Genomic DNA, 26,065 nt, shown 5'->3' on the forward strand with positions numbered 1-26,065 from the left:
GGGGCGGGCGACGGGGGCGTAGCAGTCACAGGGGTCCTTTACTTGAGCAGGCGGGCGGCTTCGGTAGCGAAGTAGGTCAGAATCTGATCGGCGCCGGCGCGCTTGAATGCGGTCAGGGACTCGAGCATGATGGCTTCGCCGTCGATCCAGCCGTTGGCGGCCGCGGCCTTGACCATCGCGTACTCGCCGGAGACCTGGTAGACCGCGACCGGCACGGGAGAAGTCTCCGCCACGGCCGAAAGCACGTCCAGGTAGGGCAGACCGGGCTTGACCATGACGAAGTCCGCGCCCTCGTCGATGTCGAGCTCGGCTTCGAGCAGGGATTCGCGGAAGTTGCGCGGGTCCTGCTGGTAGGTGCGGCGGTCGCCTTCCAGGGAGGAACCGACGGCATCGCGGAACGGACCGAAGAAGGCGGAGGCGTACTTGGCGGAATAAGCCATGATGGCCACGTCCTCGTGGCCGGCCTCGTCGAGATCGGCACGGATGGCGCCGACCTGGCCGTCCATCATGCCGGACAGGGAGACGATTTGGGCGCCGGCGCGGGCTTGGGAGCGGGCCATGTCTTGGTAGAGCTTTACGGAGGCGTCGTTAAGCACGCGGCCTTTGTCATCCAGCACGCCGCAGTGGCCGTGGGAGGTGAACTCGTCGAGGCAAGTATCGGCCATAACGATGAGGTCATCGCCGAATTCCTCGTGGAGGCAGGAAATGCCGCGGTTCAAAATGCCTTGCGGGTCCCAGGCGACGGAGCCGGTGTCATCCTTGTCCTCATCGAGCGGCACGCCGAAAAGGTCGATGCACGGCACGCCGGCCTCCAACGCCTCCTCGGCCGCGCGGCGCAGGGAGTCGAAGGTGTGCTGGTAGACGCCCGGCATGGAGGGAATCTCGCGCGGGGCGTCGAGTCCGTCCACGATGAACATGGGCAGAATCAGGTCCGAGGGGCGGACCTCGGTTTCGGCCACGAGGTTGCGCATCTGCGGGGTGGTGCGCAGGCGGCGTGGGCGGCGGGCTGGGAAGGTGCTCATTGGGTACTCCTTAGAGCGAGACTAAAACTTATGCCTTGTCGACCTTAGTAGCCTTCTTGCGCGAGCGGCGTTTCTTGCGCGGCGCGGGCAGGTTTCCGGCGGCGCGGAGGGCGGCGACGTGGTCTGCGAGGGCGTCGACAAGCGCGGGCACGTCCGCGACTTCGGGCACGACATCGACGCGCAGGCCCATCTCTTCCGCGGCCGCTCTTGCCGACGGCCCGATACACGCAATGATCGTCCGCTGGTGCGGTTTGCCCGCAATGCCCACCAGATTGCGCACGGTGGACCCGGAGGTGAAGGCGACGGCGTCGAAGCCGCCGGTCTTGATCATGTCGCGGATTTCGGCCGAAGGCGGGGCGGCGCGGACGGTGCGGTAGGCCACGACGTCATCGACTTCCCAGTCGAGGGCCTTGAGCCCGTCAACTAGGGTATCGGCCGCGATATCGGCGCGCGGGAGCAGGACGCGGCCGACGGCGTCGATGTCTTCTACGAAGTTGGGGAAGACATCGAGCAGGCCCTCGGCGTTCTGCTTCTTCTTGTGTGGCAGAAGCTCCGGAACCATGCCTTTGGCGCGGATGGCGGCCGCGGTTTTGGTGCCCACGGCCGCGAGGTGGACGCCGGCGAAATCGCGGGCGTCGAGGCCGAGCTGGGCGATTTTATCCCACACCGCGGTCACGGCGTTGACGGAGGTGAAGACGATCCACTTGTAGCGGCCCTCGACGATGCCCTTGATGGCGCGGTCCATCTGCGCCGGATTGCGCGGCGGCTCGATGGAGATGGTGGGCACGTTTTGCGGGATAGCGCCGTAGCCGGCCAGGCGCGCGGACATCGGGCCGGCCTGCTCCTTGGTGCGTGGGACGAGCACGCGCCAGCCATAGAGCGGGCGGTTTTCCCACCACGAGTACTTGGTGCGGTCGTCGATGCTGCGGCCGAGGGTGACGACGAGCGGGCCGGTGAGGTCCGCGTCGAGCTTGCCCATGGTGCCCAGCGTGGTCTCGTAGGTGCGCTGCAGGCGGGTGGTGCCGTGGACAGTGACAAATGCCTCGGTCTCGGCCGGCATGCCGCGCTGCTGCAGCTCGTCGGAGATGACCGGCAGGTCTTCCTTGGTGGCTTGCAGGACGATGGGCTGGGTGGCGTTGGCCAGCGCGTCCCAATCGGCGCCGTCGGTAACGTCGGCCTCGGTATAGGTCGAGCCGAGCGCAATGCCGGCAAAGGACGGCACGGTGGATGGCAGGGACATGCCCGGCACCACCTGGAATTCCAGGCCGGCGGACGCCACGGCGTTGATCTCGGCCTTGATGGACTCGCGGTGCAGCGGGTTGCCGGTGACCAGGCGGATGACATCCTCACCATCGGCCTCGACCAAGCACTCGCGCAGCTGGCCGACGATATCTTCGGCCGGCTCGTACAACACCGCGGCCGTTGGCGGCGCGGGGCGCGGCGGTTTGCGGCGCGCGCCCTTGGCTTTGGCATCGGCGCACATTTGGGCGTATTCGGCCTCGGCGGCGTCGAGAAGCTCTTGCGGAACGGGCAGCGCGGCGGCGACGGCATCGCGCACGCCCTGCATGACCTGCGGATCGGTCACGGCGATGGCACTATTTGCCAGAACCTCGCGGGCGCGGACGGTCAGCAGGTCGGGATTACCTGGACCAGCGCCCACAAAGACGATCTTGCCCAATTGGGTGTCTGGCGCGGCATTGCTCATAAAGTTCTTTTCTAAAATCGGGCGCGCGGCACCGCGCACGGACATGATCGCATGCGGTGTGGTTCCCCGCGCCGGCGGTGGGTGACACGGTCTTAACGGCCAAAATCCCAGGCCTTGCGTCCTGGGATGCCCTTAAAGGGGGCCGGATCATTGCGGGACAATGATCTGTGGTATCTACACCTTAAATTATTAGCGCCTAAAGGCGAAATTACTTGCCCAGCAGCTCGGCCGCGCCACCGGCGAAAAGCTCGTCCGAGACGCGCGCGCCAAGATCGGCGGCTTCGGCCGCGGAGCCGGAGGCGGTGGCAGTGAGCTGGCGGGATCCGTCGAGCGCGAAGACGCCGCCGCGCACGGTGAGCTGGTCGCCGTCCCAGCGCGAGGTGGCGGCCACCGGCGCGGTACAGCCGGCCTCGAGGCGGGCCAGCACGGCGCGCTCACCAGCAGCGGCGGCCGAGGCACGGTCGTCGACAATGGCGTCTAGGGCCGCGGCGGCCTCGGTGCCGGCCACGGCCTCGATGGCGAGTGCGCCCTGGGCCGGCGCCGGCATGAAGACGGAGGGTTCGAAGATTTCGGTGGCGCGGTCTGCGTAGCCGCCGCGCAGCAGGCCGGCGTAGGCCAGCAGAACGGCGTCGAGCTCGCCGTCGGTGACCTTGGACATGCGGGTATCGATGTTGCCGCGCAGCGGGCGAATCTCCAGGTCCGGGCGGAGGGCGGCCAGCTGGGAGATGCGGCGCGGGGCGGAGGTGCCCACGCGCGCGCCCTGCGGCAGCTGCTCCAGGCTCAGGCCATCGCGGGCGACGAGCGCCTCGCGGGAATCCTGGCGCTGCGGCACCACGAGGCGGAAGCGTTCATCGGGGGCGGTGGGCAGGTCCTTAAACGAGTGCACGGCAATATCGCACTCGCCGGCATACAGCGCCTCGCGCAGCGCCTGGGTAAATACGCCGACGCCGATGCGCTCGACCGGCGCCATATTGACGTCGCCGGCGGTGGTGACGATGTGGAGCTGGGAGTCAAAGCCGGCGTCGATAAGCCAATCGCGCACATGGCCGGCCTGGGTGGTGGCGAGCTTGGAGCCGCGGGTACCAATCTGAAACATTTAGGCCTCCTTAGTCATGGTGGGCAGTTCATTGACGGCCACGGACACACCGGAGCCTTCCAGCTGCAGGCCAAAGAGCTCCTGCAGGGCGTTCTCGCTGCTGACACTGCTTTCCGACGCCGCCAGCTTCTTCGCCCTAACCGTCGGTTCATGCAGCAGTTTATCGACCACGCGCTTAAGGGCGCGCTGTACGTCCTCGAGCTGCTTGCCCGCGAGCTCGGGGTGTTTGTGCTGCAGGCGCGCGGCCTCGCACTCGACGAGATCGGCCGCGCGGCGGTGCAGGGCGCTTACGGCCGGAGCGACGTCGCGCACGCGCTGGGCCGAGGTATAGGCCGCCAGCTCCTCGTCGACGATGTGGCGGGCCTGCGCGTGCGGGCTGGTGCCGGCCGCGACATCGGTATCGGCGGCCGAAAGCGACTTGCTCAGGCGCTCGATATTGACCAGGTCCACGCCCTCGGCCGCGGCGGCGGCATCGTCGATATCGCGCGGCAGGGAGAGATCGATGAGCATGAGAGCGCGGCCGGCGGGGAGGTCGGCGGCCTCGATGGTGAAGTTATCGGCGCCGGTGGCGGAGATGGCAAGGTCGACGTCGGAAAGCGCGGCGGCGCGCTCAGAAAAGTCCACGACGCGGGTGGCAACGCCCGCCTCCTCGGCGTGGCTGGCCAGGCGCTCGGCACGCTCGCGGGTGCGGTTGGCCAGCACCAGCTCCTTAACCCCCAGCCGGCCGGCGTGGGTGGCGGCGAGGGACGCCATGGCGCCCGCACCAAGGATCAGCGCAGTCTTGCCGGTCAGGTCCCCGGCGTCGAGGCGCTGCAAGGCCTGGTCGAAGGCGAAAGACACCATGGAGGCGCCGGCCTCGTCGATATCGGTCTCGGAGTGCACGCGCTTGCCCGCCCGCAGCGCGGCCTGCGCCAGCGCGTGAATGCGCGGGCCGACCGTGCCTTGCTCGGAGGCGGACTGGTAGGCGCTGCGCACCTGGCCGATGATCTGCTGCTCGCCCACCACCATGGAATCCAGGCCGGAGGTCACGGACATCAGGTGCTCGGCCGCGGCGTCGGCATAGCGCACGTAGAGGTAGTTGCGCAGCTCCTGCTCGCCCACGCCCGAAACCTGGGTGAGCACGCGCACGACTTCCTGCACGCCGGCGTGGAAGGAGTTGGTGACGGTGTAGACCTCCATGCGGTTGCAGGTGGAGATAATCATCGCCTCTGACAGCGGCTCGGCCGCCACGAGTTGCCCGCAGGCGGAATCCTGGACCGCACTATCCATGCTCAGCTTTTCCAGCAGCGCCACCGGCGCCGACTGGTGGGACATGCCCACGACGAGCACGCTCATGCACAACACTCCTCAACCCTTTGATTGATTTTAATCCTCCAAAAGACTACCCGTCGGTGTCGCGGATCCCGAATCAACCGGCCAGCTCGGCCGCTAACTCCTCGTTGTCTACTTCCCAGCAGGCAAACTCTTCGCCGTCGATGACCACGACGGGCACGCGGTCACCGAACTCCATGGCCAGCTCCGCGTCCTCATCCACGTTACGCACGGCAAGCTCCGCGCCTGCCTGCTTTACGACGGGGGTGATCTGCTCCCTCACGCGCGCGCAAGAACCGCAGGTGGTGCGCACCATGAGCTCGACGAGATGCTGAGACATATTCTCCTCACAAGGACGGCGGCGGTGGAAACCATTACTATGGACACGTTAGTCCACCCCGCGTTTGCGAAAGCTGTTTGTCTCACTCGTGTCCGCTACCACTCCCCCAGGGTTCCCCGAATCCCCTCGCGACTTCTTGGCCAATTGGACCGCCTCGCGCGGTAACCTGCGCAATTTCTTGGAGACCCAAGCGCTCGCCCCGCTGGACGAGGAATCGCAGCGCACCGCCGGTGAAGCCGCGGCCGCCGCGGCGCTGGAGGAATTTGGGCTGGAGCTGGAGGATTTCGCCTCCGGCGTGGACTCGGTCACCGGTTCCTATGACGCGGCCGGCGCGCAGCGCATCACCGCCCAGGACCCGGACGTGCCGGTGGATGTGGGCGCGGCAGCGTTTTTCGACGTCGATAACACCCTCATCCAAGGCTCTTCCCTCGTGGAATTCGCCTTTGGCTTGGCGCGCAAGCGCTACTTCCGGCTTTCTGAAATCCTGCCGATAGCGTGGAAGCAGCTCAAGTTCCGCGTCTCCGGCAGCGAAAATGCCAAGGACGTGGCCGTGGGCCGCGCGCAGGCACTGGAGTTTGTCAAAGGCCGCGGCGTCGACGAGCTGGTGGATTTGTGCGAGGAAATCGTGGACGCCTCGCTGGCCCGCCGCGCCTACCCCGGCACCACGCAGCTGGCGGAGATGCACCTAGCCGCCGGCCAGCAGGTGTGGCTGGTCACCGCCACCCCGGTCCAGCTGGCACAGGTGCTCGCCCGGCGCTTCGGGTTTACAGGCGCGCTCGGCACCGTCGCGGAGGTCAAGGACGGCAAGTTCACCGGACGACTGGTCGGCGATATCCTCCACGGGCCCGGCAAGAAGCACGCCGTGGCCGCGCTCGCGACCATCGAGGGCCTCGATCTCTCGCGCTGCACCGCATACTCGGATTCGGCCAACGATGTGCCGATGCTGTCCATGGTCGGCACCGCCGTGGCCATTAACCCAGACCGCAAGCTGCGCGATATCGCTGGCGACCGCGGCTGGCTCGTGCGCGACTACCGCTCCGTGCGCCGCGCCATCCGCACCTATGGTCTGCCGGCGCTGGCCACCGCCGTCTTCTCCTATGGCGGCTGGCGCTACTACCGGCGGTAGCAAGGGCGGTAGGGGGGCGCTGGGGGACGTCGGCAAGCATGCAAAAACCCTCCGCGCAAGGGCGGAGGGCAAGAAGCGGGCTGGGGTTTACTTGCCCAGCTTACGACGCTGCACGCGGGTGCGGCGCAGCATCTTGCGGTGCTTCTTCTTGGACATGCGCTTGCGGCGCTTCTTAATGACGGAACCCATGGAGTCCTCACTTTCGTGTAGTACGTACTGTCAAACTTGTCGGCGCTAAAACGGCGAAGGTGCACTCTTGCCGCCGTGGCCACACGGACCGCGGGCCACATCAGCGAGCCGACACGAATGCACACCATCTTACCCAGCACCCAGCCCGTGACCAAAAAGGGCCCGCGACAACAACAGTGAGAAACAACAGCGCCCACCACCGCTGACCACGAGGGCCAACAGAGGTGGGCGCTGTCTGTGCGGCGCGAGCCTAGGCTCCGTAGACGGAAGCCTCCAGGTACTCGTTGACGGCAGACTCGTGAACGCGGAAGGAGCGTCCGACGCGAACAGCCGGCATTTCGCCTGCGTGAACCAAACGGTAGACGGTCATCTTGGAGACGCGCATAATCTCGGCGACCTCCGCGATCGTCAGAAAGGTTCCCTTTTCTTCATTTGCCATATATATCTAACCCTTCAGCTCGTAACGCGCTGTAGGCTTCCCCTCCCACAGGACTTCACGCACGTGCTTGCCCTAGCCTATCGTGAAACATGTGACTAATGCGACCCAAGTGCCAAATTTTTTCACAGCATTCATTAGGGTTTACCCCGAAAGCGCTGCTTAACACCCGCCCCAGCGCTCCCAGGCGGGTACACCCCCGCCACGGGGAGGTCGCGCACGGAAGCTTTAGCCAAGCTCCTTAGCCTTATCGGAGCAGGCCTCTGCCGCGCGGTAGAACGCTCCGCGCAGCCCGGACTCCTCCAGCTCGCGGACGGCGGCAGCAGTGGTACCGCCCGGCGAGGTCACCCCGGCGCGCAGCTGGGTGGCCGAACGCCCGGAGCTAGCCAGCATCTCACCGGAGCCGGCCGCCGCCTGGGCGGCGAGCTTCTCGGCGACGTCGCGGGGAAGGCCGAGCTGTACGCCGGCGTCGACAAGCGCCTCTGCCACAAGGAAGAAATAAGCCGGGGAGGAACCCGCCAGCGCGGTGGCAGCGTCAATATTCTTCTCCGGAATGACCGCGACCTCGCCTACGGCCTCGAGCAGCTCGCGCACGCTGTCCATCTGGGCATCGCTCACGTGCTCGCCGGCCGCGCAGGTGCACATGCCGCGGCGCACCAACATGGGGGTATTAGGCATAACGCGCACCACCGGCACGCCTTCGCCCGCAGCGCCCTCCAGCTGCTCCAACGTCAGGCCTGCGGCCATGGAAACTACCACGGCGTCCTTTGCCGGCTTAAGGCCCTCGAGCAGGTCGAGGATGGCATAAGGCTTCACACAGGCGAAGATATAGTCCGCGCCGTCCACCGCCGCCGCATTATCGCTGGTGACGTTGACGCCATAAGTCTCTTTGAGTTCCTGGCTGCGCGATTCGGTGCGATTGGTGACCGTGATATCCGAGCCCGCAAAGCCCGATGCCACAAGTCCCGAGGTCAAAGCCTCACCGATCTGTCCGCCGCCTAAAATTGCAATCTTTGTCATAGCCTCCACCATGCCAAAAATGCGTAACCCCGGCTACCACGTGGGGTAACCGGGGCATCGGCAAGCGGGGCTTAAAGCATGACTAAAAGCAGCGGACCAAAAGTCAGGATGAGGCCGGTAAAGCCGGCTAGGAACATGGAGAACCCGTCACGCGCGGTGCGCAGCGCGTGGGTCACGCCGACCATAATTGCGGTCACGCACACCGCCAGGACGGCAACGACGAGGCGTGGGAAGCTATCCCACAGAATTTCAAAGCCCTTGAAGATGACAATCGCCAGCAGGATGCCCGCAACAATCATCAGCAGGATGGATACTGGGTTGAGCTTCTCGTGCTCTTCTTCGACCCAGTCTTCGTCGTCTTCCACCTTGGGTAGGTTGCCGGTTTCCTCGGCATTCTTAGCGACGCCCGCCTTCTTCGACGCCGGCACCGCCGCAGCCGTGGCTCCGCCAGCTGCGGCGGCTCCAGCGCCTGCCGCCGCACCCTTGGCCTTGGTGCCCTTCTCGGCGCGCTCCTTCTCCGCAGCGGGCTTCTCAGCCGCAGCCTTGCCAGCGGCCGGTCGCGCGGCGGCGGCCTTGGCCTCGTCCGCCTTTTTCTTATCCACGCGCTGGATTACCGCGGTGTCATCGGCGGAAGGCTGGTTCTTCTTCGCAGCATCCTTCGCAGCTGGCTGCGCCGCCTTAGCGGCGGGCTTTTCTGCAGCCTTGGCCGCAGCCGGTTGCGCTGGCTTGTCGGCAGGTTTTGCCACGGGCTTTTCTGCCGCCTTTTCTGCGGCCTTCTCGGCTGGCTTGGCGGCGGGTTTCTTCGCCGAGGCTGAGTCGGCCTTCTCCTCGGGCTTGGGAGCGCGGATGACGGGGGCATCCTCGTCGATGGAGACGGAGGTGTGCTTGGCCTCGACAGGAGCCGCCTTGACCTTCTTGAGGTTGCCGGTCAGCTCCGCAACGGAGATGCCGCCCTCTTCCAGACTGCGGCGATGGCGGCGCGAACGCTTCTCGTCCTTGCCGTCCTTTTCGCCGCGGGCCTTCTTATTGCGAGCCAGCAGCTCCGCCACGGTCAACTGGTTTTTGTCAGCCATGATCTCTTCCTATTCCAATCCCTTGTCGGTCCGGCGCAAAATGACGCCCTCACGCAGCGCCCACGGGCAGATTTCCAGCTTCTCGATGTCCAAGGCTCGCATGGATGCCTCGGCTACCAGAGCGCCGGCAACGATTTGGTGCGATCGGTTAGAACTTACACCTTCTAGGTCCGCTCTGTCTGCCGCAGTCATGCGAGAGATGAAGGAAATTAACTGGCGCAGACCCGGTGCAGTCAACGTGCGCTTGACGTATGGGCCGGCAGACGAAGGTGCGGCGCCGGTCAGGCGGGCCAGCGTACGGAAGGTTTTGGAGGTACCCACGGCAAGGCCAGCGGGGCCCATAGCCTTCATCTGCTGGGCGGCGTCCTCAAGCTCCGCATCAATAAAATCGCGCAGCGCGCTTACCTTTTTCTTCTCTGGCGGGTCGGTGTCGAACCAATTATGGGTCAACCGGCCAGCGCCCAGGTCGAGGGAGAAGGCAAGGTCGGGGTGCTCGTCGGTACCGGTGGACAGCTCTAGCGAGCCGCCGCCGATGTCCAGGTTGGTAATACGGCCGGCGGACCAGCCATACCAGCGACGGGCAGCAAGGAAGGTCAGCTGGGCTTCTTCCACGCCGGAGAGGATCTGCAGGCGTACGCCGGTCTGCTTTTCCACCTCATCGAGCACGGCCTCGGAATTGGGTGCAGAGCGCACCGCCGAGGTAGCAAAGGCGATAAATTCCGCGCAGCCCAGCTTATCGCCCAGCTCGCTCGCCTCCGCTACGGCGCTGACCAGCTTCTTTACACCCTTTTCATGGATGTTGCCCTTCTTGTCCAGCTGCTCGACCAGCCGGAGCGGGGTCTTCCAATCGCTCATCGGAGTGGGCCGTCCGCCCGTCGCGGCGTCGACCGCAACGAGGTGGACGGTATTGCTTCCGACGTCTAATACACCTAATCGCACACTAATAGCGTAGTAGGTCTACCGTGGTTAGGTGTGAATCGCCCAGAATCTGACACGGTATATCTAGGTTTTCCCGCGAGCTCGCCCGCGGCGGCGTCGATAAGAGCGGGCCGCGAAGAGGCCCCCGATTTCCCGCGGGAGTGGTTTGAATTTACCAACCCGAACGATCCGCACCACGTCTTTTCTATCGACCTGACTTGGGTGGAATCGCACTACAGCTGCCAATTTGGGACGTCGGCGTGCCGGGGCATCGATAAGCGCCAGCCCGAGGTGGGCTGCTGCGTGCATGGCGCCTATATGGCCGATGAGGAAGACCGCGACCAGCTTTACGACGCCGTCTCGCGCATGCCCGCCAAGTATTGGCAGCTGCGCCCAGCGGGGGTAGATGAGTTCCTCGCGCAGGACGCTACGGACGAGTTGGAGCCATGGCTAGAGTGGGACGAGCTCGACGGCGAGGACGGCGAACCGGAACCGGCGCTGAAGACCCCCATTGTGGATGGCGCGTGCATTTTTGCCAACCGCGCCGGCTGGGCAACGGGTACAGGCTGCGCGCTGCACCAGTGGGCGGTCGATACCGGCGAGGAGCTCACAGTGGTCAAACCCGAGGTGTGCTGGCAGCTGCCGCTGCGCCGCTACGAGGATTATGAAGAGCGCCCAGATGGGCAGGAGATTCTACGCACCCAGATTGGCGAGTACGACCGCCGCGGTTGGGGTAATGGCGGCGAGGATTTCGATTGGTATTGCTCGGCCGATGCCGCCTGCCACGCCAACCCGCTGCCGATGTGGCAATCGCACGAGGACGAGCTGGTAGCGCTCATGGGCCGAGAGTCCTATGAGATTTTGGCCGCGCACTGCAAGGCGCGCGCCGCGGCGGCCGAGCACGGCGTCCAGCTCACGCAGCACCCGGCCAGCGTGAAGGCCGAGAGCCTGCAGGCAGGAAGCCAGCAGGCGGAGAGCTAGAGCTCGAATTTATAGCCCAAGCCGCGCACCGTAACCAGGTGCTTCGGACGGGAGGGCTGCTCCTCGATCTTGGAGCGCAGGCGCTTGACGTGGACGTCGAGCGTCTTGGTGTCGCCAACATAATCGGCGCCCCAGATGCGGTCAATGAGCTGGCCGCGGGTAAGTACGCGGCCGGCGTTGCGCAGCAGGTACTCCAAGAGGTCGAATTCCTTGAGCGGCATGGATACCGGCTCATCCGCAACGGTAACGGTGTGGCGTTCCACGTCCATCTTGACGCGGCCGCCCTCGAGGATCTGCTCGGCTACGTCTTCCTCTGCCTCGGTATCGGCACCGGGGCCGGAATCGTGGCCGCGGCGCAGCACCGCGCGGATGCGGGCGATGAGCTCGCGGGAGGAATAAGGCTTGGTCACGTAATCATCGGCGCCCAGCTCGAGGCCGACGACCTTGTCGATCTCGGAATCGCGCGCGGTCACCATGATGACCGGCACGGACGAGGTGGTGCGCAGCTGCTTGCATACCTCGGTGCCTGACATGCCGGGCAGCATGAGGTCTAGAAGGACGATATCGATGTCGTTAGCGGCAAACTTTTCCAGCGCCGTAGGGCCATCGTGCGCGATGATCGGCTCGAAGCCCTCCTTGCGGAGGAGGAATGCCAGCGGATCTGCCAGCGACTCTTCATCTTCAACGATGAGGATGGTGGTCATTGTGCTTTATCCTTTCGACGTGCTGCGACGCGTGCTACTGCACGCGGGAGCCCAGGCGCCGCCGCAGTGACGGCATCCTTTTTCTCATTATCCTTCATGCCAGCATCCTGCGCTGGCTTTTCTTCTCTGTAGATAGGCAACTCAATAGTGAATGTAGAACCCGTACCGGGCCGGGACCACAGTTTGATGTTGCCGCCATGGTTGGCCACCACGTGTTTAACAATTGCTAATCCTAGGCCAGTGCCTCCGGTCTGCCGCGACCGGGCTTGGTCTACGCGGAAGAAGCGCTCAAAAACACGTTTTTGATCATCCGGTGCGATACCGATGCCGCGGTCGGTGACGCGGATGAGCACGACCCCACCGTCCACGACTTTTTGGGAGACCGATACCGGCATCTTCTCCGGCGAATAGTTAATCGCGTTGGAGATGAGGTTAGATAGTGCGGTAACCAGCAGGGACCTATCTCCTTTGACCTGCACGCCGGCGGAGGCGCCCCGGTTGAGCTCGATGGAGCGGGCCTCCGCAGCCAGTTGGTTGCGCGAGAGTGCTTCCTCGATGAGGTCATCGACTGCCAACGGTTCCATCTCTGGCAGCGCCTCAGCGCCTTGCAGCTTGGACAAGGAAATAAGCTCGCTGACCATATCGGCCATGCGGTTGGCTTCCTTGTAAACCTTATTGCCAAAGTACTCCACGGTTTCCTGGTCACCGGGGTCTTGCAGCAGGGCCTCGGCCAGCAGGGCAATGCCGCCGACGGGGGTCTTGAGCTCGTGGGAAACGTTTGCCACGAAATCGCGGCGGGCGGATTCCATGCGGACGTTTTCGCTCTCATCGGTGCCGTAGATGATGACAAAGCGGCCGTCGTTAAGCGTCAGCGGCTTAATAACCGCCTTGAACTGGGTGACGCGGTGGCCCGTGCGGCGCTTGGGAATGGCCAGATCGACGGTGCGGGTCTCCTTGTCCTCGAAGACCTCCTGCGCGGTCTGCCACACGTCCGGGTTCACGGCGCGATCATGCACCAGGGACATCTCGTGGGCGGCGGGATTGGACATGACGATTTCTTGGCTGCGGTCCAGCACCGCCAGGGCCGTCGGCGAGCCCTGCACGGCCAAGTGCAGTACCTGGCTGACCGTCGTGACCTGGTTGGCCTCGGCATCGGTGGATTGGCGGTAGTGCGCAATGCGCCCGCGCAGCCAAGAAATCGCCGGCAGCGCCAACCCGCAGGCCACCACGCCGGCAACGAAGGAAAGAATCAATTCCACGTGTCTACCCTATCCACCACAAAGTCCCCAGGGAATACTCCCCGGGGACTGTGGCGCAGTTTCTTACTTACCGCCCTGCGCAGCAACGGCAGCGGTACCGGCAGCGGCGGCTTCCGGATCCAGGTAGGTGCCACCTGGGTTTACTACGGAGCCGTCCTCGGTGATCTCATATACCAGCGGGATGCCGGTCGGGATATTCAGGCCGGCAATATCGTCATCGGAAATATTGTCCAGGTGCTTAACCAGAGCGCGCAGGGAATTGCCGTGTGCGGCGATGAGCACGGTCTCGCCCTTCTTGGCGCGTGGGAGGATTTCCTCCTCGAAGTACGGCACGAAGCGGGCGACGACGTCCTTCAGGCACTCGGTCTGCGGGACCTTGTCCAGGTCCGCGTAGCGCGGGTCATTGGTCTGGGCGTACTCGGAGTCATCGGCCAGCTCCGGCGGGCGCGTGTCATAGGAGCGGCGCCATGCCATGAACTTTTCCTCGCCGTATTCTTCCTTGGTCTCGGCCTTGTTCAGGCCCTGCAGAGCGCCGTAGTGGCGCTCGTTGAGGCGCCAATCGCGCACCACTGGGATCCAGTGGCGGTCGGCGGCGTTGAGTGCGATATTTGCGGTACGGATAGCGCGGCGCAGAAGAGAGGTATAGAGGACATCGGGCAGAACGCCTTCCTGCGCGAGCAGCTCACCGCCGCGCTTGGCTTCCGCCTCGCCCTTTTCGGTCAGATCTACATCAACCCAGCCAGTGAACTGGTTGGACTCGTTCCACTTGGATTGGCCATGGCGAAGAAGAATCAGTTTTCCGTTAGTCATGCCTCCAGCATGCCACGAAATTATTACCGGCGTCGGGGTTTAATCCCCAATCGCCCGCCGTTGATGGCAATCCGGGACCTCGATGCGGCTGGCCTCGTCATAGATTTCTGCGAGCGCGGCGGCGGAGCTGGCCCAGCTAAAGCGCGCGGCGTGGGCGACGGCGGCTTCGCCCATGGCGATGCGCATGGGGTCGTCGTCAAGCAGGCGGGCTAGAGCATCGGCCCAATCAGACGGATCATGCGAGTGCACCAGCAGGCCAGTCTCCCCGTCCGCTACGGCGATGGGCAGCCCGCCGACGGCCGCGGCCACCACCGGTGTGCCAGAGGCCTGGGCCTCCAGCGACACTAGGCCGAAGGACTCGTTATAGCTAGGCACCGCCACGATATCGGCCGCGCGGTAGACCCCCACCAGCTCCTCTGGCGGGCGGGCGCCCAAGAAGCGCACGCGCTTATCGACGCCCAACTCGCGCGCCAATTCCCTATAGGCCTCCGGCGCCGTATTGGCCCCCGACGGGCCGCCACAAATGACCACGCGCAGGTTGCGGGTCGGTTCGCGGCGGAAGAGCTCGGCCGTGGCGCGAATGAGGACCTCTGGCCCCTTGAATTTTTGCAGGCGCCCCACAAAGGCCACCACCTTGGTGTGCAGTGGAATGCCCAGCTCGCGGCGGGAGCGCTCCGTATTGCGGTCCGTGCCCGGGGTAAAAAGCTCGACGTCAGCGCCGGGCGAGACCACGCGAATGATGTCGCACTCGGCGTCGTAGTGCTCGGCTAGGTCGCGGGCCTCCTGCTCGGTATTGACCACGAGCAGGTCCGCGTTATCCACCAGCTGCTGCTCGCAGATGCGGCGGGCCTCGGACTCCAAGGTGTCATCCGCGGTCCGGGAGGCGTTTTTCACCGCGGCGAGGGTATGGGCCGTGTGGATGAGCGGGATGCCCCAGAGATCCCGCAGCAGCCAGCCCACCTGGCCGGAGAGCCAATAGTGGGAGTGAATAAGGTCATATTTCTTGCCCTGCCACTTGGCAAATTGCACCATGCCGCCCGCGAAAGCGGCCAGCTGGGTGGGCAGATCCTCTTTATCCAGGCCCTCATACGGACCGGCGACGATATTAATAACGCGCAGGTGGGGCTCAACCTCAATGATTTCGCCCTGGCTAGGCCGGGTAGCGCGAGTGTAGACGTCCACCTCGATTCCCCGGCGGGCTAGTTGGCGGGCGATATTGAGGACGTAGACGTTCATACCGCCGGCGTCCCCCGAGCCGGGCTGCTCAATGGGGGACGTATGCATAGAGATCATGGCGATGCGCATGGCGCTCAATTCTACCGGCGCTATACTGGCCCCTGCCAGAAACCTACGCTACCGAAAGGTATAGTTTTGTCCGCATACGAATCACAGGCTTGGCTCCAGTATTACCCGGAATGGACACCGCACCACCTCGAGTATGGCGAGACCACGCTGCTGGACATTTACGACAATAATCTTGAGGTCAACGGCGATAAGCCGGCCACCTACTTTTTCGGACGCACCCAAACGTATGCGGAGCTGGACCGGCAGGTTCGCGCTGCGGCCGCTGGCCTGAAGGCCTTCGGTGTGCGCCCCGGTGACCGAGTCGCCATCGTGGCACCGAACTCGCCGCAGTACATCGCGGCGTTCTACGCCATCTTGAAGCTGGGCGCCCAGGTGGTGCTGCACAACCCGCTCTACACCGCCCACGAGCTGGAAGGGCTCTTCCAGGATCACGGCGCGCGCATCGCCATTGCCTGGGATAAGGCAGCGCCGACCTTGGAGAAGCTGCGTGCGACCACCAACCTGGAAACGGTCGTGTCCATCAACATGATCAACGCCATGCCTACCTTGCAGCGCGCCGCCCTACGCCTGCCCATCCCGCCACTGAAATCCAAGCGCGAGCAGCTATCGTCCCCGGCGCCCAATACCGTGCCGTGGGAGACCCTGGTGGGCAATGCCATCGGCGGCGACGGCAGCGATATCACCACGCCGGAGGACGTGGATAAGGACACCATCGCGCTGATTATGTACACCTCTGGCACCACCGGCGCCCCGAAGGGCGCCATGCTCTCGCACGGCAACCTGTTTTCTAACATCATGCAGGGCAAGGCGTGGGTTCCTGGCTTGGGCGATAAGCCGGAGCGTATGCTGGCCGCCCTCCCCTTCTTCCACGCCTATGGCCTAACTATGAACGTCACCCTTGCGCAGTTCATCGGCGGCGAGCTTGTCATCCTGCCTAAGCCGGATATGTCGCTCATCATGCAGTTGATGAAGAAGCACACCCCGACCTGGGTACCGGGCGTGCCGACGCTCTACGAGCGCATCGTGAAGGCCGCCGAGGATCAGGAAATCCCCATCAAGGGTGTGCGCGCGGCCTTCTCCGGTGCGTCTACCCTGCCTTCGGACACGGTCAACAAGTGGGAGAACTACACCGGCGGCCTCTTGGTGGAGGGCTATGGCCTCACGGAGTGCTCGCCGATTATTGTGGGCAACCCCATGAGCACCGACCGCCGCCCGGGCTACGTGGGCATTCCGTTCCCGGATACCCAGGTGCGCATTGCCAACCCGGATAACCTGGACGAGACCCAGCCGGACGGCGTTGAGGGCGAGGTGCTGGCCCGCGGCCCGCAGATCTTCAAGGGCTACCTCAACAATGAAGAGGCCACCGAGGCCGCTTTCCACGGCGAATGGTTCCGCACCGGTGACATGGGCGTTATGGAAGAAGACGGCTTCATCCGCTTGGTCAGCCGCATCAAGGAAATCATCATCACCGGCGGCTTCAACGTCTACCCCGGTGAGGTGGAAGAAATCCTGCGCGAGCACCCGAGCATCGATGACGTCGCCGTGGTCGGACGCCCGCGCGAGGACGGCTCCGAGGACGTCGTGGCCTGCCTCGACCTCGCCGATGGCGCCGCCCTGGACCCGGAGGGACTCAAGGACTACTGCCGCGAGCGCCTGACCCGCTACAAGGTCCCGCGCACCTTCTATCACTTTGAGGAGCTGGCCAAGGACCAGATGGGCAAGATCCGCCGCCGCGAGGTCCAGGCAGACCTCATCCGTCGCCTCGAGGCCGAACAGAATTAACATGTTCCGCCTTATCGATAGCCCCCTCGGACCCCTGTGCTTGCAGGCGAGCCCGCGGGGGCTTTCCCGCGTCGACATCACTGCGGCCAGCACCCCGCAGGAAGCGGTGGGCGGTGTGGATGAAGGGGGCGTCGATAAGCGCAGCGCGGACGTGCTCGACGCCGCCCAGGCACAGCTCGCGGAGTATTTCGCCGGCCAGCGCCACGCCTTCGAGTTACGCCTCGACCCGCCTGCGACGACCGACTTTCGCGCCGCAGTGCATGCGCAACTGGCCGAGATTGGCTATGGGGAGACGGTCACCTACCGCGACGTCGCCAAGCTGCTGGGCCGGCCCGGCGCGACGCGGGCCGTGGGCAGTGCGTGCGGCGCCAATCCCCTGCTCATCGTGCGACCATGCCACCGTGTGCTGCGCAGCGACGGCGGGCTCGGTGGCTATGCGGGTGGTCTGGATGCCAAACGTTTTTTGCTGACACTAGAAGAAAACTAGAGGGATTCCTCATATTTGGATATGCTATCCCCTCAGAAATAGTTTTTGTAGCCAAACGAAAGGTTTTCCGCGTGTCCGCTTCCCCCTCCCGAGCCTGGCTCGAGCACTACAGCGATTGGACCCCACACACGCTGGACTATGGCGATAAAACCATCGTCGACTACTACCGCAATAACCTGCGGGTCAACGCCAATAAATCCGCCACCTACTTCTTTGGAAAGACGCAGACCTACGCGGAGCTCGATACCCAGGTGCGCGCCGCTGCGGCCGGGCTCAAGGCTTTTGGCATTCGCCCCGGCGACAAGGTAGCCATCGTGCTGCCTAACTGCCCCCAGCACGTCGCGGCCTTCTACGCGGTGCAGCTGCTTGGTGCCACCGTGGTCGAACACAACCCGCTCTATACCGCCCCGGAGCTAGAAGGCTTGCTCAATGACCACGGCGCGCGCGTGGCCATCTCCTGGGATAAAACCGCCTCCACGCTAGAAAGGCTGCGCTCGACCACCCCGCTGGAGACCATCGTCTCCGTCAACATGGTCGATGCCATGCCACCGCTCAAGCGCCTCGCGCTGCGCCTGCCCCTCCCGCCGCTGGCCGCCAAGCGCGAACAGCTCACCAGCCCCGCGCCCAATACCGTGGAGTGGTCCACCCTGATCGGCGCGGCCATTGGCGGCGACGGCTCGGACCTCGATGTCCCTGAGATCTCCCAGGATGATATTGCGCTCATCCTCTATACCTCCGGCACCACCGGAAAGCCCAAGGGTGCCCTACTTTCGCATGGCAACCTCATTGCCAATGCCATCCAAGGTAAGGCCTGGGTGCCACAGATGGGCAAGCAACAAGAGCGCTTCCTCGCGGCACTGCCCATCTTCCACGCCTACGGCATGACCACGCTGTGCATCTTCAGCATCTACCTTGGCGCCGAGCTCATCCTGGTTCCCTCCCCGCAGATGCCGCTGATTATGGACATAGTGAAAAAGCGCACGCCTACCTGGCTGCCGGGCGTGCCCACGCTGTATCAGAAGATCATGGACGCGGCGGAAGAAAAGGACGTCGACTTAAGCGGCATCCGCAATGCCTTCTCCGGCGCCGCCACGCTGCCTGTAGAGATTGTGGAGCGCTGGGAGGCCATGACCGGCGGCCGGCTGGTGGAGGGCTTCGGCATGACGGAGACTTCCCCGGTACTTACGGCCAATCCCATGAACGGCAAGCACCGCCCAGGCTATGTAGGCGTGCCCTTCCCGGATACGGAGGTGCGCATTGCCAACCCTGAGAATCTGGATGAAACCCAACCCGATGGCCAACCGGGCGAGATGCTCGCGCGCGGCCCGCAGATTTTCCAGGGTTATTTTGGCAATGCCGCCGCTACCGAAAAGACCTTCCACAATGGCTGGTTCCGCACCGGCGATATGGCACTCATGGAACCGGATGGCTATATCAAGCTGGTCAGCCGCATCAAGGAAATCATCATCACCGGCGGCTTCAACGTCTACCCCGCCGAGGTGGAAGAGGCGATTGCCCAGCATCCCGACGTCGTGGATGTCGCCGCCGTGGGCCGCCCACGCCAGGATGGCTCCGAGGATGTCGTCGGCTGCGTCACCCTGCGCGATGGCGCCGTGCTCGATCCAGAAGGCTTGAAGGAATTCTGCCGCGAGCGCCTGACCCGCTACAAAGTGCCGCGCACCTTCTACCACTTCGAAGATCTGGCGCGCGACCACCTGGGCAAAATCCGCCGCCACCAGGTGCGCAAGGACCTACTCGAGCTGCTGGAGGCAAAGGCCTAAACTTAGCGGCTATGGCAGATATTCATTACGGCGCTACTTTGACGGATTTCCTCGCGTCCGCCGTCGCCAGGTTTCCCCAGCGCCCCGCCACCCACTTCGCTGGCCACACGCTCACCTATAGCGAGCTCGACGCCCGGGTGGCGGCCGCGGCCGGTGCCCTGCGCGAGATGGGTGTGCGCCCCGGCGACCGCGTGGCGCTCCTGCTGCCCAATTGCCCGCAGCACGTGGTGGCATTCTTTGCCATCCTGCGCCTGGGCGCGGTGGTGGTGGAGCACAATCCGCGCTATACCGCGCACGAGCTCACCCCGCTACTTGCCCACCATGGCGCCCGCGTGGCGATTGCCTGGGAGGACATCGCCCCCACCGTCTCTGCGCAGGTTGAGACCACCATCTCCGTTTCCCTCAGCGAGCCGCTTCCCCTCAGCGGCTCCCCGGTGGAGCCGCACCCTGCCGCGCTTGCCGACGCCGCCCTTATCCTCTACACCTCCGGCACCACCGCCCGCCCCAAGGGCGTGGTCTTAACCCATGGCAACCTCGCGGCCAACTGCCTGCAGCTAGAAACCCAGGCCCCGCTGTGCCCCGGACACGAGCGCTTCCTGGCCGCGCTGCCCATGTTCCATTCCTATGGCCTGACGATGAGCGTGCTCCTCGCGGTGCGCTGCGCGGCCGAGATCATCCTGCTGCCTGCCCCACACACCGACGCGGTGACCAAGGCGCTTGCCGCCCGCCGCCCCACTTGGATGCCGGGCGTGCCCACCATCTACGAGCGCGCCATGGCGGCCACTCCCGCGGCCGCAGACACAGCCGCGTCCGACGCGCCCGCGGATCTCGGCGGGGTGCGCTACTCCATCTCGGGCGCGGCCTCGCTCCCCTCGCGCATCATCGAGCCATGGGAGGCGCGCACCGGCGGCATGCTGGTGGAAGGCTATGGGCTTACGGAGACCTCTCCCGTGCTGACTATCAATCCCCTCGACGACTCCCGGCGCGCCGGCACCATCGGCCTGCCGCTGCCGGATACGCAGCTGCGCATCGGCGATCCTCACGACCTCAGCCGCACCCAGCCGGATGGCGAGGCCGGCGAAATCCTCGCCCGCGGCCCGCAAGTCTTTAGCGGCTACCTTGCCGACGCCCCCGCCACCGCCGCCGCCTTCCACGACGGCTGGTTCCGCACCGGGGACATGGGCGTGCGCGATCCCGATGGCCATATCCGCTTGGTGGGCCGTATCAAGGAAATCATCATCACCGGTGGCTTCAATGTCTATCCCGGCGAGGTCGAGGAGGCTTTAACCTCCCATCCTGATATCGCCCAAGCCGCGGTCGTGGGCCTTCCTCGCTCCGATGGTTCTGAGGACGTCGCCGCCTGCGTGGTGCTTGCCCCCGGCGCGCAGCTCGACGAGTCCGCCTTGCGCGACCATTGCCGCGGGTTGGTGGCGCGCTATAAGGTCCCGCAGCGCTTCTTTGCCATGGATGAGCTCGCCGGCGATCAGCTGGGCAAGCTGCGCCGCCGCGATGTCCAGCGCGATCTCCTCGCGCTGCTCAACCAGGGCTAGCTTTCTTCCCGCTCTCCCCGGCGCACCGCCTGTTGGTAGATGCGCTCAGAACGCTTCTCAAGGTCGTGCTGGGCGCGGGCTTGGGACTTAGCGGCGGCGTCGGAACGCGGCGGGGCCTGGATATGACGCGCGGCGTGCAGGCCCAGTTGCAGCTCCTTGGCGCGCAGGATTTCCGCATCGATCTTGATGCCTAAAATGAGCATCGTATTAGATAGCCACACGGCCATGAATACGGCCATAATGAGGCTGAAGGCGCCGTACACGCTGGCACCGGCAAAGCGCTGGGCATACAGCGCAAATGCTCCCCACACCACCACATTGGTGCTAAGCGCCACCACGGAGCCGAGGGTTATCCACCGAAAGCGCGCCGGCCGCACGTTCGGGGAAAAGTGATACAAGATAGCGATCAAGCTCAGCACGATCACCACGGTGAGTGGGAAGCGCAGCCAATTCCACACCGGCATGAAGATTCCGCCCAAAAAGTCCGCGGTGCCCTGCATCTCCAACTTGCCCGCGAGGGGATCGATAACGCTGCTCACGATGGTATCGCGCAGCAGGTTAGCAAAGAGCACGATGACCGCACCGATGACGAGAACAATGGTCAGCCCCCACATCAGCGCCCAGGTGCGGATGATTCCACGGCCTTCCACTCGCCCATAGACGGTATTGGCCGTGCGCGAGAAGGCACGCACATAGGCCGAGGCCGCAAAGAGTGAAATCAGCACGGATACCACCAGAGCGAAGGTGCCTTGCGCCGTGGAACCAATGATGGAGCCCACCAGTTTTTCGGCCTGCTCCGTCATGGAACTGGGCACGTAGTCCGCAATGAATTGCGAGGTTAATTCGTGCACCTCGGCACGCCGCGAGGAGAAAATGAGCGTGGCGATGGAATAGGCGGCCAGCACCGTGGGGGCAAAGGCCATGAGCGTGAAGTACGTCATCGTGGCCGCACGATCCATCAAGGCATCATGGAAGAAATCGGCCCACACGCGGCGCACCACCAGCCCCCAGCTTTCCTTACGCAAGCGGTTGCCGCGGGCCAGGGGATCTACTTCCTCGGTATGGCCCGCAATCTTGACCACGGTGGGCGCGGTGCTGGGCACGATCTTATCCGCCCCCTCGTACTCGGATTCGCTCACCGGAGTGGCCGCGGCGCTCGACGGAGTGCCGGCAGGCTGGCGGCCGGCGGGCTGCTCGCCGGCGGGCCGCTCACCGTCAGGCTGTACGGCAGAAGGCAAGTCCCCAGGGGTGCGTGCGGCGCCGGGGGCCTCGGCGGCGTCGTCCAGAGTGCTCATATTATCCCAGCGTATGCGGTAAAGAATCTATTTCAGGAAGTGACACTCAGCTGTGATTACACTGGGGAAGCATGACTGACCAGAATGAAAAGAAGCTCAACGTTAAGTCCTTCGAACTCGACCACCGCCTAGTCAGCGCGCCATATATCCGCGTGGCCGACCGCACGGATTTGGGCGGCGGCGTCGAGATCATTAAGTATGACCTGCGTTTCTGCCAGCCTAACCAGGACCACCTGGATACCAAGGCGCTGCACTCGGTGGAGCACATGATGGCAAACTTCATGCGCAACTACACCGATAAGCTCATCGGTTTCGCCCCGATGGGCTGCCGCACCGGCTTCTACGCCATCACCAACGGCATGGAACAGGACGAACTGCTGCGCGCGGTGGAAGGCGCGCTCAACGATATTCTTAACGCTACCGAGGTACCGGCCGCCAACGAAGAGCAGTGCGGTTGGGGTGCGCACCACAGCTTGGAGGGCGCGCAGGAAGCAGCCCGCGCATTCCTGGGCGCTAAGGATGAGTGGCTCCAGGTCATGGCGGCCTAAGCGAGTCGCCGGCGCGATAGGCGTCGAACTGAAAAAGCAGCCACGATAGACCCGAAAACCGCGTGGTAAAGGGCGCTATCGTGGCTGCTTTGGAGGTTTTAGACCCCGAGACTCGGAGCGAAAGCGCAGTCGCGCGCTACTCGTCGAGGGAAAGGCCGATCCACACCGGTTCAGGCACGAGTTCCACGCCGAAGGTCTCGTGGACGCCGTCACGGATGATGCGGGCGAGGTCCACAATATCGGCGGCCGTGGCCTCGCCGCGGTTGGTCAGCGCCAGCGTGTGCTTCGTCGAGAGCGTGGCCCGGCCGGAGCCCGGGTAGCCCTTGGCAAACCCGGCGCGGTCAATGAGCCAGGCGGCAGACAACTTTTCCCGGCCGGCCTCGGCAGAGGGGTGGCGGGGCATGGAGTCTGCGGTGGCGTCGCCAAGCGAGGTACGGACCTTGGCCTGGACGGCGTCGGCAAGAGCGGAGTCCACCACCGGGTTGGTAAAGAAAGAGCCGGCGGACCAGGTGTCATGGTCGGTGGGGTCGAGCACCATACCCTTGCCGCGGCGGAGCTTGAGGACCTCCTCGCGGACCTCGGCCACGGGGCGGCGCTCGCCCGGGTTCTGGGTGAGCTGGCCAAAGCGCAGTGGGCGGGAAAGGCCCTCGGTATCGAGCTGCAGCTCCACCTCCAGCACCACGGCGCGGCCGGTGAATTTCAGGTTGGAATAGCGATACGCCAGCTCCAGATCGGAGGCGGGGACCCACTCATCGGTATCGGTGTGGCGGTTATAAAGGCGCACGCGGGTAAGGACCTCGGAGATCTCCGCGCCATAGGCACCCACATTTTGCACGGGGACCGCGCCCACGGTGCCGGGGATGCCGGAGAGGCACTCGATGCCGCCCAAGCCGAGCTGCACGGAGCGAGCCACCACGTCATCCCAAACGGCACCGGCCTGCGCGCGCACCATTCCGGTCTCGGTGTCCATGGAGACCTCGTCGAAGTCGAGGATGACCGCGACGAGATCCACGGCGCCATCGGCCACCAAGAGATTGGAGCCGCCGCCAACGACGATGAATTTCACTTCGGCGTGATCAAGGGCACGCACCACGGCAACGGCGGCCTCCGGCTGCGAGCAGCGCAGTGCGGCCTGCGGTTTTCCGCCTACACGCAGCGTAGTCAGGTCCGCGAAGGTGGCGGCGGGATCCAGTTCTACGCCGTCGATCTCTGTGAGCTGTTGCGTCAAAGATTTATCAAGCACGCCTACCAAGGTAGTCTGTTAGGCATGTCAACCCGTAGTGAAAACACCGTAACCATCAATCAGCCCATCGAAAAGGTTCACAAGGCGCTGCTCACCAAGGAATACTGGGAGTACATCGTGGCCAACCTCTCCCCTGAGGCGGGCCAGGTGCACGACTTCAGCGATAACGTAGCCACCCTCTTCGAGGTTCTGCCGACCACCCTGCTGCCAGAGGCAGTGCGCGCCATGGTCTCCCAGGACCTGAAGGTCAAGCGCGTGGTTACCGTGGGCGAGCTCAACGGTGAGGCTGCTGACGTTAACTACACCGCGGATGTCAAGGGCACCCCGGTTGATTTCAAGGGCGATATCTCCCTGGCTGGCGAGGGCGAAATGACCAAGCTGTCCTACGTCAACGAGATTTCCGTCAATATCCCGATGATGGGCGCCGCCATCGAGCCGAAGGTGGGCGAATCCCTGGGCGAGCTCTTCGACAACGAGGGCAAGCTGACCGAACAGTGGATCTCTGAGAACGCCTAAGTTCTTAAGACCCAAAATCTATGGCCGACCACGCACATAATCTGCGCGCCAGCGCAGCTGCGGGTCGGCCTTTTGGCGTTATTACCCGCGGCACCACCAACCACAACCGGCTGCGCCGCTGCGATAGGTGGATGCTCGCGCACCCGGAGATTTCCGCGCTGCTGCGGCATGTGGATACGCCGCTGGCGCTCGACGTGGGCTACGGGGCCTCGCATGCCACCACCGTGGAGTGGGCAGGGTGGCTGCGCCGGGCGAATCCGCAGGTCGACGTGCGCGGGTTGGAAATCCACCCGGACCGGGTGCTGCCGCCGCGCGATGGCGTGCGCTTCGAGCTGGGCGGTTTTGAGCTGGCCGGCTACCGGCCGCAGCTGGTGCGCGCGTTTAATGTGCTGCGCCAGTATGACGTGGACCAGGTGGAAGAGGCCTGGCAGACGGTGTGCTCCCGGCTCGCCCCGGGCGGCTTCTTTGTGGAGGGCACCTGCGATGAGCTCGGCCGGCGCGCGGCCTGGTTGCTGCTGGATGCCCATGGTCCGCGGACGCTCACCCTGGCGTGGGACCCGTTCGATGTGGCGCGCCCTTCCGATATTGCCGAGCGCCTGCCCAAAATCCTCATCCACCGCAATGTGCCCGGCGAGCCCATCCACGAGCTGCTTCAGGCCGCCGACGAGGCTTGGGACCGCGCTGCCGGCTGGGCGCCTTACGGTCCGCGCGTTCGCTGGCGTAGGGCACGCGCCATGCTTGCCGACGTCCCCTTTAACATCCACCCCGTCCGCCGGCGCCTGCGCGATAATGTACTGACCGTGGACTGGGAATCGGTGGCGCCGCAAGGTTAAAAATGTACTGCTAACTTCGCCGCAGACTTTGCCCCGCACCGTCTCATGCGCCACACTGGTACGCATGGCTTCGAAGAAATCGGCGGGTTCACTCGCCTGGAAAATCATCATTGGCATCCTCGTAGCACTCCTCGTGCTCATCTTGCTGGCCGAGTTTGGCCTGCGCTGGTTCATCGGCCACCAGATGACCTCGCAGTTCAACGAGGCCGCTGAGCAAGAGGGCATCCAGGTCAAAGAGGACCCCTCCGTCAGCTTCGGCGGCAGCCCGCTCTTGTTGGGGCTGTTTCAGGGTTCCATTTCCCAGATGGATATGACCACGCCGTCCACCCTGCAAATCGATGGCACCGAAATCAAGGGCCAGCCTGCCTCTGAGATCCACGTGGAAGACATGAGCACGGACCAGGACAACCCGGTGGCCGGCAAGCTGCGCGCTTCTACCACCGTGCCGGATGACTACCTGCTGGCGTCTTTCCAGAAGGGCATTTCCGAGCAGGCCGGCAGCGACAAGGTAGGCAATATGGTAGTCACGGAGATTACCGCCAATGAGCAGGACCATGTGCTGGACGTGAAATTCGCCGGCGGCCTGGCCAACCTGTCGCTGGAGCCCACCGCCCACGATGGAAAGCTCGACATCCGCGCCACCGAGGCCTCCATCTTCGGCCTTGAGCTGCCGGAGCAGGCTACCGAAGCCATCTCCTCCGCGCTGCAAAACGGCATGTCGGACCAGTTCGTGGG

At 64.4% G+C, this 26,065-nt stretch carries 26 protein-coding genes; 10 read left to right on the top strand and 16 right to left on the bottom strand.

The window, feature by feature from the left end; all coding sequences use genetic code 11:
- Positions 1-38: 38 nt before the first annotated feature.
- From hemB to MHY13_RS10815, 5 genes are all read right to left on the bottom strand, one after another.
- Positions 39-1,022 carry a porphobilinogen synthase gene (hemB, locus tag MHY13_RS10795; RefSeq protein WP_239283101.1) on the bottom strand — a complete coding sequence of 328 codons (984 nt, stop codon included), beginning with the start codon at positions 1,020-1,022 and terminating at the stop codon, positions 39-41.
- 28 nt (positions 1,023-1,050) lie between these two features.
- Positions 1,051-2,727: a uroporphyrinogen-III synthase gene (locus tag MHY13_RS10800; RefSeq protein WP_234447402.1), complete on the bottom strand. Its 1,677-nt coding sequence runs from the start codon at positions 2,725-2,727 to the stop codon at positions 1,051-1,053.
- 208 nt (positions 2,728-2,935) lie between these two features.
- On the bottom strand, positions 2,936-3,823 hold the full coding sequence (gene hemC, locus MHY13_RS10805) for a hydroxymethylbilane synthase (protein WP_239283102.1): 888 nt from the start codon (positions 3,821-3,823) through the stop codon (positions 2,936-2,938).
- Complete coding sequence (locus MHY13_RS10810) at positions 3,824-5,158, bottom strand: glutamyl-tRNA reductase (RefSeq protein WP_239283103.1); 1,335 nt, start codon at positions 5,156-5,158, stop codon at positions 3,824-3,826.
- 73 nt (positions 5,159-5,231) lie between these two features.
- The gene (locus tag MHY13_RS10815) at positions 5,232-5,474 is read right to left on the bottom strand and encodes a glutaredoxin family protein (RefSeq protein ID WP_150851354.1); all 243 of its coding nucleotides are present in this window, start codon (positions 5,472-5,474) and stop codon (positions 5,232-5,234) included.
- Positions 5,475-5,562: 88 nt separating this feature from the next.
- Here MHY13_RS10815 and MHY13_RS10820 point away from each other — a divergent pair, with 88 nt between their 5' ends.
- Complete coding sequence (locus tag MHY13_RS10820) at positions 5,563-6,600, top strand: HAD-IB family hydrolase (RefSeq protein ID WP_239283104.1); 1,038 nt, start codon at positions 5,563-5,565, stop codon at positions 6,598-6,600.
- 87 nt (positions 6,601-6,687) lie between these two features.
- Here the strand turns inward: MHY13_RS10820 and MHY13_RS10825 are convergent, their stop codons facing one another.
- The 5 genes from MHY13_RS10825 to MHY13_RS10845 form a co-directional block, all read right to left on the bottom strand.
- A complete protein-coding gene (locus tag MHY13_RS10825) occupies positions 6,688-6,789 on the bottom strand; it encodes an AURKAIP1/COX24 domain-containing protein (protein WP_003855542.1) in 102 nt (33 codons plus the stop codon).
- Between the two features lie 250 nt (positions 6,790-7,039).
- The gene (locus MHY13_RS10830; protein WP_005276651.1) at positions 7,040-7,228 is read right to left on the bottom strand and encodes a helix-turn-helix domain-containing protein; all 189 of its coding nucleotides are present in this window, start codon (positions 7,226-7,228) and stop codon (positions 7,040-7,042) included.
- Positions 7,229-7,453: 225 nt separating this feature from the next.
- Positions 7,454-8,245: a pyrroline-5-carboxylate reductase gene (proC, locus tag MHY13_RS10835; protein ID WP_239283105.1), complete on the bottom strand. Its 792-nt coding sequence runs from the start codon at positions 8,243-8,245 to the stop codon at positions 7,454-7,456.
- Between the two features lie 71 nt (positions 8,246-8,316).
- Positions 8,317-9,318 (bottom strand): tripartite tricarboxylate transporter TctB family protein, encoded by a 1,002-nt coding sequence (locus MHY13_RS10840; protein ID WP_239283106.1) that lies wholly within the window; start codon positions 9,316-9,318, stop codon positions 8,317-8,319.
- A gap of 9 nt (positions 9,319-9,327) precedes the next feature.
- Positions 9,328-10,257, bottom strand: a complete 930-nt coding sequence (locus tag MHY13_RS10845) for a Ppx/GppA phosphatase family protein (protein WP_005327216.1) — start codon at positions 10,255-10,257, stop codon at positions 9,328-9,330.
- A gap of 33 nt (positions 10,258-10,290) precedes the next feature.
- Between MHY13_RS10845 and MHY13_RS10850 the strand changes: the two genes are divergently transcribed.
- Positions 10,291-11,217, top strand: a complete 927-nt coding sequence (locus MHY13_RS10850) for a hypothetical protein (protein ID WP_239283107.1) — start codon at positions 10,291-10,293, stop codon at positions 11,215-11,217.
- On the opposite strand, the gene MHY13_RS10855 is transcribed toward MHY13_RS10850, so the two are convergent.
- The 4 genes from MHY13_RS10855 to mshA all read right to left on the bottom strand — a co-directional run bounded on the left by MHY13_RS10855 (position 11,214) and on the right by mshA (position 15,295).
- Positions 11,214-11,921, bottom strand: a complete 708-nt coding sequence (locus MHY13_RS10855) for a response regulator transcription factor (RefSeq protein WP_204610356.1) — start codon at positions 11,919-11,921, stop codon at positions 11,214-11,216. The genes MHY13_RS10850 and MHY13_RS10855 overlap by 4 nt on opposite strands.
- Positions 11,918-13,180 carry an ATP-binding protein gene (locus MHY13_RS10860; RefSeq protein ID WP_239283108.1) on the bottom strand — a complete coding sequence of 421 codons (1,263 nt, stop codon included), beginning with the start codon at positions 13,178-13,180 and terminating at the stop codon, positions 11,918-11,920. Before MHY13_RS10860 ends, MHY13_RS10855 begins: the two co-directional genes overlap by 4 nt.
- Before the next feature lie 63 nt (positions 13,181-13,243).
- Positions 13,244-13,990, bottom strand: coding sequence for a phosphoglyceromutase (locus MHY13_RS10865; RefSeq protein WP_239230466.1), 747 nt, complete (start codon positions 13,988-13,990; stop codon positions 13,244-13,246).
- Between the two features lie 39 nt (positions 13,991-14,029).
- Positions 14,030-15,295 carry a D-inositol-3-phosphate glycosyltransferase gene (mshA, locus tag MHY13_RS10870; protein ID WP_239236258.1) on the bottom strand — a complete coding sequence of 422 codons (1,266 nt, stop codon included), beginning with the start codon at positions 15,293-15,295 and terminating at the stop codon, positions 14,030-14,032.
- Between the two features lie 66 nt (positions 15,296-15,361).
- Between mshA and MHY13_RS10875 the strand changes: the two genes are divergently transcribed.
- The 4 genes from MHY13_RS10875 to MHY13_RS10890 all read left to right on the top strand — a co-directional run bounded on the left by MHY13_RS10875 (position 15,362) and on the right by MHY13_RS10890 (position 20,895).
- A complete protein-coding gene (locus tag MHY13_RS10875) occupies positions 15,362-17,077 on the top strand; it encodes a long-chain-fatty-acid--CoA ligase (protein ID WP_239193821.1) in 1,716 nt (571 codons plus the stop codon).
- 1 nt (position 17,078) lies between these two features.
- Entirely contained in the window at positions 17,079-17,564 is a 486-nt protein-coding gene (locus tag MHY13_RS10880) for a methylated-DNA--[protein]-cysteine S-methyltransferase (protein WP_204610366.1), read from the top strand.
- Between the two features lie 71 nt (positions 17,565-17,635).
- A complete protein-coding gene (locus MHY13_RS10885) occupies positions 17,636-19,345 on the top strand; it encodes a long-chain-fatty-acid--CoA ligase (protein WP_239283109.1) in 1,710 nt (569 codons plus the stop codon).
- Between the two features lie 11 nt (positions 19,346-19,356).
- Positions 19,357-20,895 carry an AMP-binding protein gene (locus tag MHY13_RS10890; protein ID WP_239283110.1) on the top strand — a complete coding sequence of 513 codons (1,539 nt, stop codon included), beginning with the start codon at positions 19,357-19,359 and terminating at the stop codon, positions 20,893-20,895.
- On the opposite strand, the gene MHY13_RS10895 is transcribed toward MHY13_RS10890, so the two are convergent.
- The gene (locus MHY13_RS10895) at positions 20,892-22,190 is read right to left on the bottom strand and encodes a YihY/virulence factor BrkB family protein (protein WP_239283111.1); all 1,299 of its coding nucleotides are present in this window, start codon (positions 22,188-22,190) and stop codon (positions 20,892-20,894) included. The two genes, MHY13_RS10890 and MHY13_RS10895, sit on opposite strands and share 4 nt — an antisense overlap.
- Before the next feature lie 71 nt (positions 22,191-22,261).
- On the opposite strand from MHY13_RS10895, the gene MHY13_RS10900 reads away from it, so the two are divergent.
- Entirely contained in the window at positions 22,262-22,738 is a 477-nt protein-coding gene (locus MHY13_RS10900) for an S-ribosylhomocysteine lyase (RefSeq protein WP_086588932.1), read from the top strand.
- Between the two features lie 136 nt (positions 22,739-22,874).
- Here MHY13_RS10900 and MHY13_RS10905 read toward each other — a convergent pair whose 3' ends face one another.
- Complete coding sequence (locus MHY13_RS10905) at positions 22,875-23,981, bottom strand: UDP-N-acetylmuramate dehydrogenase (RefSeq protein ID WP_239283112.1); 1,107 nt, start codon at positions 23,979-23,981, stop codon at positions 22,875-22,877.
- Between the two features lie 24 nt (positions 23,982-24,005).
- Here MHY13_RS10905 and MHY13_RS10910 point away from each other — a divergent pair, with 24 nt between their 5' ends.
- The 3 genes from MHY13_RS10910 to MHY13_RS10920 all read left to right on the top strand — a co-directional run.
- Entirely contained in the window at positions 24,006-24,497 is a 492-nt protein-coding gene (locus MHY13_RS10910; protein WP_179387320.1) for a DUF2505 domain-containing protein, read from the top strand.
- Between the two features lie 20 nt (positions 24,498-24,517).
- Complete coding sequence (locus tag MHY13_RS10915; RefSeq protein ID WP_239236268.1) at positions 24,518-25,330, top strand: class I SAM-dependent methyltransferase; 813 nt, start codon at positions 24,518-24,520, stop codon at positions 25,328-25,330.
- A gap of 64 nt (positions 25,331-25,394) precedes the next feature.
- Positions 25,395-26,065 (top strand): DUF2993 domain-containing protein (locus MHY13_RS10920; RefSeq protein WP_239283113.1); only part of this gene is annotated, 671 nt, incomplete at its 3' end.

The sequence above is a fragment of the Corynebacterium sp. ACRPE genome (genome assembly GCF_022347435.1).
GTDB lineage: Bacteria > Actinomycetota > Actinomycetes > Mycobacteriales > Mycobacteriaceae > Corynebacterium > Corynebacterium tuberculostearicum_D.